This is a genomic window from Bacteroides sp. (genome assembly GCF_029057325.1).
Lineage (GTDB): Bacteria > Bacteroidota > Bacteroidia > Bacteroidales > Bacteroidaceae > Bacteroides.
Genome location: NZ_JAICZW010000161.1, coordinates 1 through 16,346, shown reverse-complemented (window position 1 = coordinate 16,346; position 16,346 = coordinate 1). Strand labels below are relative to the sequence as shown.

11 protein-coding genes are annotated in these 16,346 nt (G+C 51.5%); 8 read left to right on the top strand and 3 right to left on the bottom strand.

Annotated features, from left to right (window positions below; translation table 11 throughout):
- Positions 1 to 226 precede the first annotated feature (226 nt).
- From K2G43_RS10410 to K2G43_RS10395, 4 genes are all read left to right on the top strand, one after another.
- Positions 227 to 640, top strand: a complete 414-nt coding sequence (locus K2G43_RS10410) for a DUF6769 family protein (RefSeq protein ID WP_300154908.1) — start codon at positions 227 to 229, stop codon at positions 638 to 640.
- A gap of 95 nt (positions 641 to 735) precedes the next feature.
- Positions 736 to 2,013, top strand: coding sequence for an efflux RND transporter periplasmic adaptor subunit (locus K2G43_RS10405; protein WP_300154905.1), 1,278 nt, complete (start codon positions 736 to 738; stop codon positions 2,011 to 2,013).
- A 103-nt stretch (positions 2,014 to 2,116) separates the two neighbouring features.
- A complete protein-coding gene (locus tag K2G43_RS10400; RefSeq protein WP_300154902.1) occupies positions 2,117 to 5,350 on the top strand; it encodes an efflux RND transporter permease subunit in 3,234 nt (1,077 codons plus the stop codon).
- Positions 5,351 to 5,428: 78 nt separating this feature from the next.
- Positions 5,429 to 6,652, top strand: a complete 1,224-nt coding sequence (locus tag K2G43_RS10395) for a TolC family protein (RefSeq protein ID WP_300154899.1) — start codon at positions 5,429 to 5,431, stop codon at positions 6,650 to 6,652.
- A gap of 9 nt (positions 6,653 to 6,661) precedes the next feature.
- Here the strand turns inward: K2G43_RS10395 and K2G43_RS10390 are convergent, their stop codons facing one another.
- On the bottom strand, positions 6,662 to 7,741 hold the full coding sequence (locus tag K2G43_RS10390) for an N-acetylmuramoyl-L-alanine amidase (protein WP_297643309.1): 1,080 nt from the start codon (positions 7,739 to 7,741) through the stop codon (positions 6,662 to 6,664).
- A 97-nt stretch (positions 7,742 to 7,838) separates the two neighbouring features.
- On the opposite strand from K2G43_RS10390, the gene K2G43_RS10385 reads away from it, so the two are divergent.
- Positions 7,839 to 9,119, top strand: coding sequence for an O-acetylhomoserine aminocarboxypropyltransferase/cysteine synthase family protein (locus K2G43_RS10385; RefSeq protein WP_297643308.1), 1,281 nt, complete (start codon positions 7,839 to 7,841; stop codon positions 9,117 to 9,119).
- Positions 9,120 to 9,213: 94 nt separating this feature from the next.
- Here the strand turns inward: K2G43_RS10385 and K2G43_RS10380 are convergent, their stop codons facing one another.
- The gene (locus K2G43_RS10380) at positions 9,214 to 11,712 is read right to left on the bottom strand and encodes a family 20 glycosylhydrolase (RefSeq protein ID WP_300154895.1); all 2,499 of its coding nucleotides are present in this window, start codon (positions 11,710 to 11,712) and stop codon (positions 9,214 to 9,216) included.
- Positions 11,713 to 11,887: 175 nt separating this feature from the next.
- Here K2G43_RS10380 and K2G43_RS10375 point away from each other — a divergent pair, with 175 nt between their 5' ends.
- From K2G43_RS10375 to K2G43_RS10365, 3 genes are all read left to right on the top strand, one after another.
- Complete coding sequence (locus K2G43_RS10375) at positions 11,888 to 14,176, top strand: NADP-dependent malic enzyme (protein ID WP_300154892.1); 2,289 nt, start codon at positions 11,888 to 11,890, stop codon at positions 14,174 to 14,176.
- Positions 14,173 to 14,346 (top strand): hypothetical protein, encoded by a 174-nt coding sequence (locus K2G43_RS10370; protein WP_297642088.1) that lies wholly within the window; start codon positions 14,173 to 14,175, stop codon positions 14,344 to 14,346. Before K2G43_RS10375 ends, K2G43_RS10370 begins: the two co-directional genes overlap by 4 nt.
- A 204-nt stretch (positions 14,347 to 14,550) precedes the next feature.
- On the top strand, positions 14,551 to 15,888 hold the full coding sequence (locus K2G43_RS10365) for an NADP-specific glutamate dehydrogenase (protein ID WP_297642086.1): 1,338 nt from the start codon (positions 14,551 to 14,553) through the stop codon (positions 15,886 to 15,888).
- Positions 15,889 to 15,980: 92 nt separating this feature from the next.
- Here K2G43_RS10365 and K2G43_RS10360 read toward each other — a convergent pair whose 3' ends face one another.
- Positions 15,981 to 16,211, bottom strand: coding sequence for a hypothetical protein (locus K2G43_RS10360; RefSeq protein ID WP_297642084.1), 231 nt, complete (start codon positions 16,209 to 16,211; stop codon positions 15,981 to 15,983).
- Positions 16,212 to 16,346: the final 135 nt, after the last annotated feature.

Below are 16,346 nucleotides of genomic sequence, written 5' to 3'. Positions count from 1 at the left end.
CAAGTGTCTGAGAACAGGCATATAAACCACAGAAAAACAGACTATTACAAAAGCCTGCTTTTTTTTCACATCTTCCCGTTCTGTTTATAGAAAATAGAAAGAGATGTCAAAACTCATCATGCAAACCGTTTGCAATCCACGGCCATCCGAATGTTTTTTAGCTTTCTGCGTTTGGTTATTAAAACACGAACTTCTATCTTTGCATCCGTCCAAAGAGAGAGAAGGAATGAAAAGGAAACGACACATAGCCCGGATACTACTTTTCATCAGTATGATGGTACTGATGGTTCCTGTCATTCCCCACCATCACCACACCGACGGCATGATATGTATGAAGAAAAACATCACTGCCGATTGCTGTGAACATAGCCATCATACTCCTACCGACGACCATAGTTGCTGCAATACTACCGGGTGCATAGCCACCCATTTTGTGCAACAAGCCCCCCAGTCAGATAATGCCGGGTCGCATCCGGACATTCCACGGGTGATAACACTGCTCATAGAACCTCTCATTAACTTTCCATCCTTGTCCGAATCCGACGCAAGGAGCCGGAAGTGCATCTATCAGGAAACGCTTCACGACACGTTTGTCATACGTGCCACGGGGCTTCGTGCACCCCCTTCGTTACTAGTTTAAGTTTATTATTCTATTCTTGTGTTGAAACCATAGGAAGCAATCCGTGTTTCAATACATACTCTTTCTACGAAGTATAACCAAATAAACATAACAGCATGAAAAAAGCAATTTTCATGGGAGTCTTGGGACTCTTCCTATTAGGCTCCTGCACCGGTAAATCCGGACACGAAGGACATAATCACGAAGAACACAATCATGTACACGAAGAGCATGAAGGACATGAACATGAGCATGAAGGACATGGACATGACCATGAAGGACATGGACATGACCATGAGCACGAGGGACATGACCATGAGCACGAAGGACATGACCATGAGCACGAAGGACATGACCGGCACGCCGAAGGTAGCGACGAAATCATCCTGCCACCGGCTAAAGCAAAAGCTGCCGGCGTAGAAACCAGTGTCATCGAGCCAGGCACCTTCCACCAGGTTATCAAAGTCAGCGGCCAAGTGATGGCTGCCCAAGGAGAAGAGAGCGTTGCCGTAGCCACGGTAGCGGGCGTTGTCTCCTTCAGAGGAAAGGTAATCGAAGGCATGAGCGTGAACAAAGGTACGCCGCTGGTCATGCTCTCCTCCAAAAATATGGCAGAAGGCGACCCGGTGCAGAAAGCACGCGTCGCATACGAAGTCTCCAAGAAAGAATACGAACGCATGAAAGCGTTAGTGGGCAACAAAATCGTATCAGAAAAAGAGTTTTCACAAGCCGAACAGGCCTACGAAAATGCACGCATCAGCTATGAGGCGGTTGCCCGCAACCATTCGGCAAACGGACAGGCAGTGGTTTCGCCCATCGGCGGCTACGTGAAAAGCCTGCTGGTGAAAGAGGGCGACTACGTGGAAGTAGGACAGCCGCTGGTCAGCATCACTCAGAACCGGAAACTGTTCTTGCGTGCGGATGTGTCCGAAAAGTATTATGCCTACCTGAGCACCATCAGCTCCGCCAACTTCCGCACTCCCTATGATAATAAGGTATATGCGCTGAAAGAGCTGGACGGACGTATGCTCTCTTACGGAAAGGCTTCGGATGCCAACGGCTATTACGTGCCGGTGACGTTCGAGTTCAACAACAAAGGCGACATCATCCCTGGCTCGTTTGTAGAGGTGTTCTTGCTCTCCTCCCCCATGGAGAACGTGATTTCCCTTCCGCACAGCGCACTGACCGAAGAGCAAGGCAGCTTCTTCGTCTATCTGCAATTGGATGAAGAAGGCTACCAAAAGCAGCTCGTCACGCCCGGTGCCGACAATGGCGAGAGCGTGCAAATCCTTTCCGGTGTGAAAGCGGGCGACCGCATCGTCACCCGAGGAGCTTATCAGGTGAAACTTGCCTCGGCAACGAATGCGATTCCGGCACATAGTCATGAACATTAATTTAAAGTGGTAGAGTGGCAGAGTGATTGAGTGATAAAATGCTAAAGGGACAAGCTCACAATCACATTACCACATTACCTACCACATTATCACATTTCAAACCATGCTTAATAAAATCATACATTTTTCTCTTCACAACCGCATGCTGGTGCTGGTAGCATCGATGTTGTTGCTGATTGGCGGTACATACACCGCCATACACACAGAAGTGGATGTGTTTCCCGACCTCAACGCGCCGATGGTAGTCATTATGACCGAAGCCAACGGAATGGCGGCAGAGGAGGTGGAACAACTGGTCACGTTCCCCGTAGAAGCGGCGGTGAACGGTGCAACGGGCGTACGCCGCGTACGTTCTTCCTCCACCAACGGATTCTCGGTAGTCTGGGTGGAATTCGACTGGGATACGGAAATCTACCTTGCCCGCCAGATTGTCAGCGAGAAGCTGGCGGTGGTCAGCGAATCGTTACCCGCCAATGCGGGAAAGCCGACGCTGGGACCGCAATCGTCCATTCTGGGTGAGATGCTGATTGTCGGGCTGACGGCAGACTCCACCTCGATGCTTGATCTGCGCACCATTGCCGACTGGACCATCCGTCCCCGGCTGCTCTCCACAGGCGGCGTGGCACAGGTTGCCGTATTGGGCGGCGACATCAAAGAGTATCAGATTCAACTGGACCCGGAGCGGATGCGCCACTATGGCGTAAGCCTGGACGAAGTGATGAACGTCACCCGCGATATGAACCTGAACGCCAACGGCGGCGTACTCTATGAATATGGAAATGAATACATCGTGCGCGGCCTGCTCTCCACCGACCGGGCGGAGCAAATAGGGAAAGCCGTGGTGAGAAGCAACGGGGTCTCTTCGTCCCCCATCCTGCTGGAAGACATCGCCAACGTGCGGATAGGCGCCAAACTTCCCAAACTGGGCACCGCCTCCGAACGCGGCAAACAGGCCGTGCTGCTGACCGTCACCAAGCAGCCCGCCACCAGTACACTGGAGCTGACCGACAAACTGGAGGCTGCGCTGAAAGACTTGCAGAAGAACCTGCCTGCCGACGTAAAAGTGTCCACTGACATCTTCCGCCAAAGCCGCTTCATCGAAAGTTCCATCGGCAACGTGCAGAAGTCATTGCTGGAAGGAGGCATATTCGTGGTCATCGTTCTCTTCCTGTTCCTCGCCAACGTGCGCACCACGGTCATCTCGCTGGTCACGCTGCCCCTATCACTCATCGCCTCCGTCCTTGCCCTGCACGCGATGGGCTTCACCATCAACACGATGAGCCTCGGCGGTATGGCCATCGCCATCGGTTCGCTGGTGGACGATGCCATCGTCGATGTAGAGAACGTCTATAAACGGCTGCGCGAGAACCGGATGAAGCCTGCAGAAGAGCGGCTCTCCACACTCGACGTGGTATTCAACGCCTCGAAAGAAGTGCGTATGCCCATCCTCAACTCCACCCTGATTATCATCGTCAGCTTCATCCCCCTCTTCTTCCTGAGCGGTATGGAGGGCAGAATGCTGGTGCCGCTGGGCATCGCGTTCATTGTGGCGTTGGCGGCATCCACTTTCGTAGCGCTGACCGTGACACCGGTGCTCTGCTCCTACTTGCTGAAAGAGGGGGGAAAGAGCCACACCGATTACGAGTGTCATAATAGTACTATTACGGATGTCGTAACAGTACGATTACGGGAGGCGTACACGACCGAATACGGGTGTCGTAATAGTACTAATACGAAGGCCACATCCGGTAAGGAGGGCAACGGCGACTCTGCCGTGGCACGCCGGATGAAGCAGTGGTACGGTGCGGCACTGACCGTCGTCCTGGCACACAAGAAGAGCGTACTGGCAGGTACCATCGGCCTGTTCGTGATAGCGCTTGCCTGCTTCTTCACCTTGGGACGCTCGTTCCTGCCGCCCTTCAACGAAGGCTCGTTTACCATCAACGTCTCTTCCCTGCCGGGTATCTCGCTGGAAGAGAGCGACCGGATGGGGCAGCGGGCCGAAGAGCTGCTGCTCTCCATTCCCGAAATACAGACCGTGGCACGCAAAACAGGACGTGCCGAACTGGACGAACATGCCTTGGGCGTGAACGTATCGGAAATCGAGGCCCCCTTTGAACTGAAAGAACGCTCGCGCAGCGAACTCGTAGCCGAAGTGCGCCAGAAGCTGGGCACACTTATCGGAGCAAATGTGGAAATCGGACAGCCCATCAGCCACCGCATCGACGCCATGCTCTCCGGCACGAGGGCCAACATCGCCATCAAACTCTTCGGCGATGACCTGAACCGCATGTTCTCCCTTGGCAACGAAATAAAGAAAACCATCCAAGACATCCCCGGAATTGCCGACTTGAACGTGGAGCAACAGATAGAGCGCCCACAACTCGTCATCGTTCCGAAACGGGAAATGCTGGCACGCTACGGCATCCCGCTGCCCGAATTTTCCGCGTTCGTCAATGTCTGTCTGGCAGGCGAGACGGTCTCTCTGGTCTATGAGAAAAACAAAAGTTTCGACCTGACCGTGCGCGTCGGAGACGACCTACGCAACAAGGCGGAAAAAATCCGCGACCTGATGATTGACACAGGCGACGGCCAGAAGATTCCGCTGAACTACGTAGCCGACATCCGTTCGGCAATGGGTCCGAACACCATCAGCCGCGAGAACGTGAAACGCAAAATCGTCATTTCCGCCAACGTAGCCGACCGCGACCTGCGCAGCGTGGTGAACGACATCCGGACCCGGGTGGACGAACAGATAAAGCTGCCCGAAGGCTACCACGTGGAATACGGCGGCCAGTTTGAAAGCGAGCAGGCGGCAAGCCGTACGTTGGCGCTGACCTCGTTCTTCTCCATCGTAGTCATCTTCCTGCTGCTCTACCATGAGTTCCGCAGCGTGAAAGAGAGCGCCATCATCCTCATCAACCTGCCGCTTGCCCTGATAGGCGGCGTATTCGCCCTACTCGCCACGACGGGAGAAATCAGCATCCCCGCCATCATCGGCTTCATCTCGCTGTTCGGCATCGCCACCCGCAACGGCATGCTGCTCATCAGCCACTACAACCAACTGCAACAAGCAGAGGGGTACAGCGTCTATGACAGTGTGGTCCGCGGTTCGCTGGACCGCCTGAACCCCATCCTGATGACGGCACTATCCAGTGCATTGGCACTCATCCCGCTTGCACTGGGCGGAAACCTTTCGGGCAACGAGATACAAAGTCCGATGGCGAAAGTGATTCTCGGCGGTCTGCTGACCTCCACCTTCCTGAATGGTTTCATCATTCCGATTGTCTATCTGATGATGAAAACGACAAGTGCTCGCGCTCAGAAAAAACAATGATATAAATCAGGCACGGATTACACGGATTTACAAAAGGTAAAATTCCGTGAAATCCGCGCCTAAAAGAAAACGGAAAATATGAAAAAGATTCTTATTCTCAGTGCCTTCCTCTTCTCCTTCGCAAAGACGGACGCACAAACCTCCGGCATCGATGCCATACTGCGCCAGATAGAAACGAACAACAAAGAACTGCAAGCCAACGCACAACTCATCTCCTCGCAGAAACTGGAAAACAAAGCCGACAACAACCTACCCGACCCCACCCTGTCATACGCCCACTTGTGGGACTCCCGAAACAGCAGCGAAACGGTAGGTGAACTGGTGGTGGCCCAAAGCTTCGACTTCCCCACCCTCTATGCCAGCCGCAGGAAGACCAACCGGCTGAAGACAAATGCCCTGGATGCGCAAGCCACCGCCTTCCGCCAACAGATACTGCTGCAAGCCAAAGAGACTTGCCTGGACATCATCATGCTGCAACGCCAGCAGGCACTCTTAGACGAACGGCTGAAAAATGCGGAAGAACTTTCCATCCTATATGCCAAACGACTGGAAACCGGAGATGCCAACATCTTGGAAACGAACAAAATCAACTTGGAACTGCTGAACGTGCGAACTGAATCCCGCCTCAACCGGACCACGCTAAACAACAAGCTGAAAGAACTGATTGCCCTTAACGGTGACCAACCGCTCACTCCCGGACGCCCCCTGCCCGACACTACGCCCGGCGCAGAGGTACTCGGACTGACCGAATACCCCACCGTCCCCCTGCCCGAAGACTTCCGTCCGCTGATGGACGAACTGCTGACAGCCGACCCCGCTCTGCAATCCCTGCAAGGAGAAAGCTCCGCCGCCCGCAAGCAAATCTCAACAAGCAAGCAAGGCTGGCTTCCCAAACTGGAACTGGGGTATCGCCGCAATACCGAATCGGGACATCCGTTGAACGGTGTCGTGGTAGGTTTCTCCTTCCCCCTTTTTGAAAACCGACACAAGGTCAAGATAGCCAGAGCACAAGCCGTCAACCTCGAATACCAAAAGGAGAATGCCACCCTGCAAACCGGCTCCGCTTTATGGCAACTCTATGAGGAAGCCCGCAGCCTGCACACCTCCATGGAGGAATACAAGCGCACCTTCCGGCAACAACAAGACCTTGCCTTGCTGAAACAGGCACTCACCGGAGGGCAAATCAGTATGATTGAGTATTTTGTGGAAGTATCGGTAGTCTATCAAAGCCAGAACAATCTGCTGCAATTGGAAAACCAATACCAAAAGGCGATGGCGAAGATATACAAGAGCCGACTGTAAGTTTTCTGTCTATTTCGTTCTCTGATAGTCCGTAATAAATCCTTCCATCAGCCACTTTGCCAGCGCCTGGCGATTGGAGCTGATGACAAAACGACGCTGGTCGAACGTGTTCTGGATATTCCCCAATTCCACGAATACGGAGACTGGCGCGGCGTTGGAGAGTACATATAGATTACGGGAACTGACCGTTCCAGTAAAACCGCGATTGGGCTGATGCTTGCCATATTTTGACTCAAAGGTCTTCTTCATCGTTGTGGCAAGGCGTTTGCCATAGGGACTGTTCAAGGCATGATAAAAGAACACATCGGTCTGCTGCCTCTTGCTTCGGCTGTCCACGTGCAGGAAGATGGCACGGCAATATTTATACTTCTTGCAGTCTTTCCGATAAAGCTCGTTGATTTTGGCACATCGTTGCTGAAGGCGTGCCACCTGATTCAGTGGAATCGCCGCACCCATACAGGTCTCGCGTTTACTGTTGGCAAGGTAGTTGCCATCCCTAATCCCGTCTTTGGCATCCTGAATGATGATGCGCACCTCAGCCCCCTCCTGCATCAAATTGCGGGCAAGACGCAACGCCACATCGTAGGCATATTCGTCCTCGTGCAATTCAATCTTACCCACTTTGCCGATGGCACCGGGGTCGGGACCGCCGTGCCCACTCACCACATAGAAACAGGCACCTTGCAACCGATTTGAAGTCACTTCCACGCGGGAAAGCGCTTTCCCAAACAATGGTTCGTTGATTGTCTTTTTCCTGCAAACCTCTCCTGAAGAAACGGAAGCGCTCGCCCTATCGGTCAAATTATCTGCTCTGTCTGCCTCCTCTCCACGGCTTCGCAACGGAGGCAACAGATAATTCATGCCCAACCGCAACTCCTTTTTCCCATTTAGCCGTTTCTCGTTCAGCTTTAAGAATTCCTTATAGTAGGTTCTTCCCAGACGCCCGTTGCGCTCCAAAAAAGACGAAATGCCCTCTCCACGTTTCGGAGTGTCGCGCTCTTCCTGCGCCGAAACAGACAAAGAAAACAACGTGCCAAAGAGGATGATGAACAGGTAAGATACCCGCTTTATATTCTTATTACTATTCATACATTTTATTCTATTTCCGCACAAAGTTATGTTTTTTTCCCTACTTTTGCGCTCATATATACAACAATAGACAAAAAAACAATAAACCTATAGCATTATGGCAAAACAATTCAAGCCCGAAACCCTGTGCGTACAAGCCGGGTGGAATCCTAAAAAGGGTGAGCCGCGTGTGCTCCCCATCTATCAAAGCACCACATTCAAATACGAAACCAGTGAGCAGATGGCACGTTTGTTCGACTTGGAAGACAGCGGCTATTTCTATACCCGCCTGCAAAACCCGACCAACGATGCCGTTGCCGCCAAAATTGCTGCTCTCGAAGGAGGAGTAGGCGCCATGCTGACCTCCAGCGGACAAGCAGCCAACTTCTACGCCATCTTCAACATCTGCCAGGCAGGCGACCACTTCGTATGCTCTTCCTGCATCTACGGAGGTACGTTCAACCTCTTCGGCGTAACGATGAAGAAACTGGGCATCGACGTCACCTTCGTCAATCCCGATGCCTCGGAAGAAGAAATCTCAGCCGCCTTCCGCCCGAACACCAAAGCCTTGTTCGGTGAGACCATCTCCAATCCAACATTGGAAGTGCTCGACATCGAGAAGTTCGCCCGCATCGCCCACAGCCACGGGGTACCTCTGATTGTGGACAACACCTTCCCCACCCCCATCAACTGCCGCCCGTTTGAATGGGGAGCGGACATTGTAGTGCACTCCACCACCAAATATATGGACGGACATGCCACCAGCGTAGGAGGTGCCATCGTGGACAGCGGCAATTTCGATTGGGAAGCATACGCCGACAAATTCCCCGGCCTCTGCACACCAGACGAATCCTATCACGGACTGACTTACACCAAAGCCTTCGGCAAAATGGCCTATATAACCAAAGCCACGGCCCAGCTGATGCGTGACCTCGGCAGCATACAATCGCCCGAAAACGCCTTCCTGCTCAACTTAGGATTGGAAACCCTGCACCTGCGCATGCCGCAACACTGCAAGAATGCACAAGCCGTTGCCGAATACCTTTCCAAAAACGAAAAGGTGGCATGGGTGAACTATTGCGGACTGCCGGGCGACAAATTCCACGAACTGGCGCAGAAATATATGCCGAATGGCTCGTGTGGTGTTGTCACCTTCGGTCTGAAGGGAGGACGTGACGTATCCATCAAGTTTATGGACTCGCTGAAACTGGTTGCCATTGTCACTCACGTGGCAGATGCCCGTACTTGCGTACTGCATCCCGCCAGCCATACGCACCGCCAGCTGACAGACGAGCAATTGATGGAAGCTGGCGTACGTCCCGACCTGATTCGCTTCTCAGTAGGTATCGAAAATGTCGAAGATATCATCGCCGACATTCAACAAGCACTGAACGCATAAAAGAAAAGACAGCATAAAACAGAGTAGGTGTGCCGAATGACGATTCGTTTCCATCGCTTCGGCACACCTACTTTTTTTTATTCAATATACTTTATCACTCCACTTTCAATAGAATCGACAGGCTCTCCTTGCCTTGATAGAATGCTTTCGCCTTTACCACCGAAGCATCACATTTCACCGGTTCCTTCCACAGCATCGATTGTGCGGTAGGTTCCGAACCATCGGTTGTATAGCGTATTTCCGCCCCATTAATGGCCACATTGGCATAAAGCGTGCCCTCCTTAACCCGCAATCCTGGTTGCGGCAACCGGAAATTCACACCGATTTTCGCCCAATGTGGCATTTCATCCTTGCTGATTTTCTCGTAATAGAGTGCCAAAGCCCGATTGAATGCCTGTTCCTCTTGCACACCGGACAAAACTCCCCATGCCGGACGGGCCTCCCAACCACGTTCTGCCAATCCCATCAGTTTTGGGAACAACATATATTCCACACTTTCAAAGTTACGGATAGTCTCGGAAAACAGTTGCCCCTGCACACCTATTATATTGTGTTTACCAACTTCGGTCAAAGCGACCTTTCCCTTCGCAGCCTTATCCAGGTCTATCGGATTACCCTTCCTATCCGCTCGCAAAGAACGGTAAATGCTATACGGAAGCATCGAAAATGAAATGGACTCATCCACATAACCTCCCCAATCGAGGCCTCCTTCATCAGGATGACCGTTGTAAGACATATCCATATAGAAATTGCCTACGTTGCAAAGGATAACCGGATAACCATTGTTGGCAGTCTGATAAACCACTTCGTCCGAACCGGGGCCGGTACTCCAGCAATAGACTCCCGCAGTCTGCGACCTCAGCTGCCGATGCGCCTCTTCCGTATGTCCCAAAGCCACCTCTTGCCAACCACTGACTTTCAGTCCGTTTCGGTACATGATATCCGCCAACTGCGTGATGAAGTATTCCGACAGGTCGTGTGTCTGAACCATTCCCTTCTCCTTCATCAACGCCTGACATTTGGGAGACCCCATCCATACACCATGCGGCACCTCATCACCGCCTAAATGTATGGTAGCCAACGGAGCACCCGCTTCCTTATACATGGCGTCGATTTCCCGGATTACCTTTTCCATAAAACGATAAGTGGAAGGCAAAGCCACATTCATGACATTGTCTGTGTAGTACTGAACGGACATATAACGGGAAGTATCTTCCGGCTCGCTCAGCATGTATTCGGTCGCTTTCTCCGGATCGGTTTCTATATACTTGTTGTAACGAGCTTTCATCGAAACAATGGCGGCACGGGCATGCCCCGGAGATTCTATTTCGGGAATCACACGCACATGTCTGTCGTTCGCATATTTCAGCAAGTCGATAAACGCCTCACGGGTGTAATATCCGTTGCCGGGAGTCGCCGCATCAGGGTCATACCCACCATCATAACAAGGATAAAGACAGCTGCTCTCATCCGTGGTATGCCCCCGACGACTTCCTACGGCAGTAAGTTCCTCCAAACCGGGAATCTCCAAGCGCCAGCCTTCATCATCGCTGAAATGGAAATGCAGGACATTCATTTTATAAGAAGCCAACACGTCAATCAGCGTCTTCATGTTCTCGGGCGTGGTATAGTCCCGGGCAATATCTATCATCTGTCCGCGATACGCCAAATCCGGATAATCCTGAATAGAGACAGCTTTCAGCTGATAAGGGCGCTGCTTACCCTTCAGCATAGCCAACAAAGTCTGAGTGCCGTTGAAGATGCCATGCGAAGTAGCCGCACTTATCTTGATCTGCCCGTTTCCTACACACAACGCATAATACTCATCGTTGACAGCCTCTTCCTTATCGGCCAACGGTTCAAGTACAATCGACACAGGAGCCGTTTCCGTCACCTCCAAACCATAAACACCCGTCAACTTATCCTTCAACAGACCGGCCTCCACGGAGAATTCATCGGAAAAAGTTAAAGCGACTTTTCCTTCCAACGTGAGACTCCCTTCCATCGGCACAGCCTTCTTCACAGATGGCAGGATATCCGACCCTTTCAACGCAGGAGCATCCGCCAGGCGAAGATTGGATTCATAAATCCGGGAAGCATCCGGATAGCCCTTCAACGACTCAGGAGAAGGCAACGGACGCGCATTCATCATTACAGGCAGTGGTTTCCCTTCCTTTCCATCCACGGTTTCCACCCAATAAGTGCCTTCGGGCACTTGGGAATTTCTATCTACTTTATAGGTACAACGGAAGGTAATCCGCATCGAATCGCCCGGAGCCAACGGAACAAACTGCTCCGTAGGCGATATTTTGAAGAAGTTGCCATTCACCACCTCTACTCTGACAGCCGGAGTTCCCTGTTTTACCTTGCGCGGAAGTTGGGAATAATAGATAGCCCATTCTTTAGACAACGGTTCGTCAGATATGTTCTTAAGAACGAAGGTATTCTCATAATATCCGGGTTCAACATTGGTAGCGCCCATCTCCCATGTCAGAGCAACCGGTGCTTTCTGCTCTTTGTCCGCTTTACATCCCACGATTGACATCAAGGCAAAAAGCGACCATCCCACCAAAAAGAATCTCATAAAGCTCATTTCACATCGATATTAAATTAATAAATGAAGGTATTCTCTAATAAAAATGCCAAAAATAATCATTTTTCAGCAAATTCACTGATAAAACTAATAGAAATTATGGGCAGCGAACTACAAATTAAAACTTTTATCCCTACATTTGCGGCTCGATTATCATTCATTTAACTATTCTACTATGGTGAAGATTACTAAAGAAGCCGCCTTGCTCTACCATTCGCAAGGCAAACCGGGCAAGATTGAAGTAGTGCCCACCAAGCCCTACAATACACAAACTGACCTTTCGCTCGCCTACTCGCCGGGCGTTGCTGAACCGTGCCTCGAAATCGAGAAGAATCCGCAGGATGCCTACAAATATACCGCCAAAGGCAATCTGGTTGCTGTCATTTCCAACGGAACCGCCGTGCTCGGATTGGGAGACATCGGCGCCATGGCAGGCAAGCCGGTGATGGAAGGCAAAGGACTGCTGTTCAAGATTTACGGAGGCATCGACGTCTTCGATATTGAAGTCAACGAAAAAGACCCCGACAAATTTGTGGAAGCCGTCAAGGCGATTGCCCCCACCTTTGGCGGCATCAACCTGGAAGACATCAAGGCACCCGAATGCTTCGAGATAGAACGCCGCCTGAAAGCGGAGCTGGACATCCCCGTGATGCATGATGACCAGCACGGAACCGCCATCATCTCCAGCGCTGGACTGCTGAACGCGTTGGAAGTGGCGGGCAAGAAGATAGAAGAGGTGAAGATTGTGGTGAACGGAGCCGGTGCCGCCGCCATCTCGTGTACCAAGCTGTATGAGGCACTGGGTGCCACGCACGAGAACATTGTGATGCTGGACTCCAAAGGAGTCATCACCAGCGACCGCGAAGGACTGAACGAGACCAAACGCTACTTCGCCACCGACCGTCGCGACATCCACACACTGGAAGAGGCTGTCCGCGGTGCCGATGTCTTCCTCGGCCTCTCCAAAGGCAACGTACTGACACAAGAGATGATACGGAGCATGGCAGACACACCCATCGTCTTCGCCCTGGCCAACCCCGTACCCGAAATCTCCTACGAAGACGCGATGGCCGCACGCCCCGACGTGCTGATGTCCACCGGACGTAGCGACTACCCCAACCAGATAAACAACGTCATCGGCTTCCCCTACATCTTCCGTGGTGCTCTCGACGTAGCTGCCAAAGCCATCAACGAAGAGATGAAGCTTGCCGCCGTGCATGCCATCGCCGACCTTGCCAAGCAACCCGTGCCCGACATCGTCAACGAAGTCTATCGCGTGAACAACTTCACCTTCGGTCCCGACTACTTCATCCCGAAACCCGTGGACCCGCGCCTCATCACCGAAGTATCCATGGCAGTGGCGAAGGCAGCCATCGAAAGCGGAGTGGCACGCCACCCCATCATCGACTGGGAAGCCTACCGCCAGCACCTGAAGGAACTGATGGGCCAGGAAAGCAAACTAACCCGCCAGCTCTACGACACCGCCCGCCGCAACCCGCAGCGCGTGGTCTTCGCCGAAGGCATCCATCCCAACATGCTGAAAGCCGCTGTAGAGGCAAAGGCAGAAGGCATCTGCCATCCTATTATATTAGGTAACAACGAAGCCATCGAAAAGCTTGCCAAGGAACTAGACCTCAGCCTCGAAGGCATCGAAATCGTCAACCTGCGCCACCCCAATGAAGCACCGCGCCGCGAACGCTACGCCCGCATCCTCGCCGAGAAGCGTGCCCGCGAAGGCGTCACCTACGAAGAGGCGAACGACAAAATGTTCGAACGCAACTACTTCGGCATGATGATGGTGGAGACGGGCGAAGCGGATGCCTTCATCACCGGACTCTACACCAAGTACAGCAACACCATCAAAGTGGTCAAGGAGGTTATTGGTATCCGTCCCGAATACAAACACTTCGGCACCATGCACATCCTGAACTCCAAGAAAGGCACCTTCTTCCTTGCTGATACGCTCATCAACCGCCATCCCGATGCCGAAACGCTGATTGACATCGCCAAGTTGTCGGAACATACCGTCCGCTTCTTCAACCACACGCCGGTCATGGCAATGTTGAGCTACTCCAACTTCGGCGCCGACAAAGAAGGAAGCCCGGTAAACGTACACGAAGCCGTGGACTACATGCAGCAGAACTATCCCGACCTTGCCATCGATGGCGAAATGCAGGTGAACTTTGCCATGAACCGCGAACTGCGCGATGCCAAATATCCCTTCACACGTCTGAAAGGAAAGGATGTGAACACATTGGTATTCCCGAACCTGAGTTCAGCCAACTCCGCCTACAAACTGTTGCAGGCGATGGATACGGATTCCGAACTGATTGGTCCCATCCAGATGGGTCTGAACAAGCCCATCCACTTCACCGACTTTGAAAGTTCCGTACGCGACATCGTAAACATCACGGCAGTGGCAGTCATTGACGCCATTGTTGACAAAAAGAAAGCAGGCAAATGAGACGGCCGTTATCGAAATTCCAAATCGTTTGCATCACGCTGCTTTGGGCGGCACTTTGCTACATCGTATTGATTTCCGCCGAACGAATTGACGGTCCAATCATCCTGACGCTTGCCTTTTCGGCAGCTTTGGTGTTTATTCCCGTCATTAAGTCTCTGAAAAGAGGATAAACAGTATCTTTTTGTTCATTTTTGCGGTATAAAACAACAAAAATGTTGCTTTATACCGTATTTTCTTTATAAATTGTTTGCATATTTGATTTTTATATATACTTTTGCAACCGCAATAAAGAAACAAGAAGACAAGGGAACAAGACTATAAGTCATCTCCTCGTCAACTTTAAAAAAGAATAAACCTATAAGAGAAATAGAATTATGAATGCAGCAAAGGTATTAGAAGATTTAAAAAGAAGATTCCCCAACGAACCGGAGTATCATCAAGCAGTGGAAGAAGTGCTTTCTACCATTGAAGAGGAGTACAACAAGCACCCGGAGTTTGACAAAGCCAACCTGATTGAACGTCTTTGCATCCCCGACCGTGTTTACCAGTTCCGCGTGACTTGGGTGGATGACAAAGGCAACGTACAGACCAACATGGGCTACCGCGTACAACATAACAATGCCATCGGCCCCTACAAAGGCGGTGTCCGCTTCCACGCTTCCGTAAACCTGAGCATCTTGAAGTTCCTCGCCTTCGAGCAGACTTTCAAAAACTCATTGACAACCCTGCCTATGGGTGGCGGTAAAGGCGGTTCGGACTTCTCTCCGCGTGGCAAGTCCAATGCAGAGGTGATGCGTTTCGTACAATCCTTCATGCTGGAACTATGGCGCCACATCGGTCCTGAGACCGACGTTCCTGCCGGTGACATCGGCGTAGGCGGCCGTGAAGTAGGCTTCATGTTCGGCATGTACAAGAAACTGTCCCACGAGTTCACCGGTACCTTCACTGGCAAGGGTCGTGAGTTCGGCGGCTCCCTGATTCGTCCAGAAGCTACGGGCTACGGCAACATCTACTTCCTGATGGAAATGCTGAAAACCAAAGGTATCGACATGCAAGGAAAGACCTGCCTGATTTCCGGTTCGGGTAACGTTGCCCAATATACAGCTGAAAAAGTATTGCAGCTGGGCGGTAAAGTATTGACCATGTCCGACTCCGACGGTTACATCTATGACCCGGACGGCATCGACCGCGAAAAACTGGACTACATCATGGAACTGAAAAACCTCTACCGTGGGCGTATCCGCGAATACGCCGAACAATATCCGGGCGTGAAGTATGTAGAAGGTGCCCGTCCTTGGAGTGAGAAAGCAGACATCGCCCTGCCCTCCGCCACTCAGAACGAAATCAACGGCGACGATGCCCGCAAACTGATTGCCAACGGCGTAATGGCCGTGTCCGAAGGTGCCAACATGCCTTCTACCCCCGAAGCTATCCGCGTATTCCAGGAAGCCAAAATCCTGTACGCTCCGGGCAAGGCGGCAAATGCCGGCGGTGTATCCGTATCCGGTCTGGAAATGACCCAGAACTCCATCAAACTGAGCTGGAGCGCCGAAGAGGTGGACGAGAAGTTGAAGAGCATCATGAAGAACATCCACGAAGCCTGCGTACAATACGGTACAGAAGCTGACGGCTACGTCAACTATGTGAAGGGCGCCAACGTTGCCGGATTCATGAAGGTGGCAAAGGCGATGATGGCACAAGGAATCCTGTAATTTCTCACAACAAACATAGCTTACTATAAGAAAGCGGAGCGCACGATTGGGGCGCTCCGCTTTTTTATTGTCCAATAAACGAATGGAAAGTTTCAGCTCATTCTTCCTATACGAAGTTCGTTTTGCAGGTAATCATACACATAGCCTGCACTTTGATAGTAAAGCCCTATGGATGGATTGGAAAGACGGTCGAACGTATCCGAATTATAATACATATCCAACGCTTCTTCCATGCTACAATGCCACTCTTCCATCAGCATCCCTACAAGCTCCACACTCAGGGATTCTTGCATGAATTGTATCTGCTTTTCGTTCAATTTCATAGTTTTTCCGTAATTCTGGAAGACTTTTATAACCTCTTTATTTATAAGAGGTTTAAACGAAAGGTTAAAATAGAGGTAACGAATTGGCAACCGTATTTATTTCTGCGCTTTGCTGTAAGTTGCTATCAATGTCAC

Excerpts from the sequence above, each read along its gene's own strand:
- K2G43_RS10410 (WP_300154908.1), top strand. The coding sequence starts at position 227 with ATGAAAAGGAAACGACACATAGCCCGGATACTACTTTTCATCAGTATG.
- K2G43_RS10405 (WP_300154905.1), top strand. The coding sequence starts at position 736 with ATGAAAAAAGCAATTTTCATGGGAGTCTTGGGACTCTTCCTATTAGGC.
- K2G43_RS10400 (WP_300154902.1), top strand. The coding sequence starts at position 2,117 with ATGCTTAATAAAATCATACATTTTTCTCTTCACAACCGCATGCTGGTG.
- K2G43_RS10395 (WP_300154899.1), top strand. The coding sequence starts at position 5,429 with ATGAAAAAGATTCTTATTCTCAGTGCCTTCCTCTTCTCCTTCGCAAAG.
- K2G43_RS10390 (WP_297643309.1), bottom strand. The coding sequence starts at position 7,741 with ATGAATAGTAATAAGAATATAAAGCGGGTATCTTACCTGTTCATCATC.
- K2G43_RS10385 (WP_297643308.1), top strand. The coding sequence starts at position 7,839 with ATGGCAAAACAATTCAAGCCCGAAACCCTGTGCGTACAAGCCGGGTGG.
- K2G43_RS10380 (WP_300154895.1), bottom strand. The coding sequence starts at position 11,712 with ATGAGCTTTATGAGATTCTTTTTGGTGGGATGGTCGCTTTTTGCCTTG.
- K2G43_RS10375 (WP_300154892.1), top strand. The coding sequence starts at position 11,888 with ATGGTGAAGATTACTAAAGAAGCCGCCTTGCTCTACCATTCGCAAGGC.
- K2G43_RS10370 (WP_297642088.1), top strand. The coding sequence starts at position 14,173 with ATGAGACGGCCGTTATCGAAATTCCAAATCGTTTGCATCACGCTGCTT.
- K2G43_RS10365 (WP_297642086.1), top strand. The coding sequence starts at position 14,551 with ATGAATGCAGCAAAGGTATTAGAAGATTTAAAAAGAAGATTCCCCAAC.
- K2G43_RS10360 (WP_297642084.1), bottom strand. The coding sequence starts at position 16,211 with ATGAAATTGAACGAAAAGCAGATACAATTCATGCAAGAATCCCTGAGT.